The following is a 738-nucleotide window of genomic DNA, read 5'->3' as shown; positions in this document are numbered from 1 at the left end:
GTAACTACTTAGGTCTACCCAAAATTTTGTTGGATATTTTCTTCGTTGGCACAAGGGAATATGAATAAATATGGAGAATAGAGATTTATTCCATATTAGGGACGTGAGCCAATTGAAATGCACGGAAGAACAAGTTCTCCAAATTAGCAAAGGTGATCCAGAAATTGCTGCGTTCATTACTTCCTTGCTTACTCACATCGAGCAATTAAACCAGCGCATTCAAGAGCTTGAGCGTCAATTGGGTCAAAATAGTCAAAATAGCAGTAAACCGCCATCTAGTGACGGCTTTCGAAAGCCACCCAAGAACTCCCGGCAATCTGGGGGCAAAAAAGGTGCTCCTCTGGGACACAAAGGTCACACGCTTCGGATGACTGACCAGCCCGACCATGTGGTGATCCAGCAACTCGTTGCTTGCCCTTGCTGTTACTTTTCGCTTTGCGATGTGCCAAGTACTTCTTACGAACGTAGACAAGTATTCGACCTACCGCCGCAGCGTCTTGAGGTGACCGAGTATCGGACGGAGCAGAAACGCTGTCCACATTGTTTGACTCAGTCAAGATCGGAATTTCCCGCCACAGTAACGGCTCCTGTTCAATATGGAGAACGTTTTGGAGCCTGGGCTGTATACTTGACCCAGTATCAATTGCTCCCTCTGGATCGGGTGTGCAAGTTCTTTTTCGATCTTCTCGGGCAGAGACCGAGCGAAGGTACTTTACTACGGCTGATCCGCTTCTGCGG

The 738-nt window shown here is 47.4% G+C and carries 1 protein-coding gene; it reads left to right on the top strand.

The genetic code is table 11. The annotated features are described in order from the left end of the window. Positions 1-70 precede the first annotated feature (70 nt). On the top strand, positions 71-738 hold a 668-nt coding region (locus IEY34_RS36340), incomplete at its 3' end, for a DUF6444 domain-containing protein (RefSeq protein WP_189021127.1).

Origin of the sequence: Paenibacillus marchantiophytorum (assembly GCF_014640555.1) — a bacterium.
GTDB lineage: Bacteria > Bacillota > Bacilli > Paenibacillales > NBRC-103111 > Paenibacillus_E > Paenibacillus_E marchantiophytorum.
The sequence above is the reverse complement of the archived record's forward strand: the minus strand, read 5'-3'. Positions and strand labels throughout refer to the sequence as shown.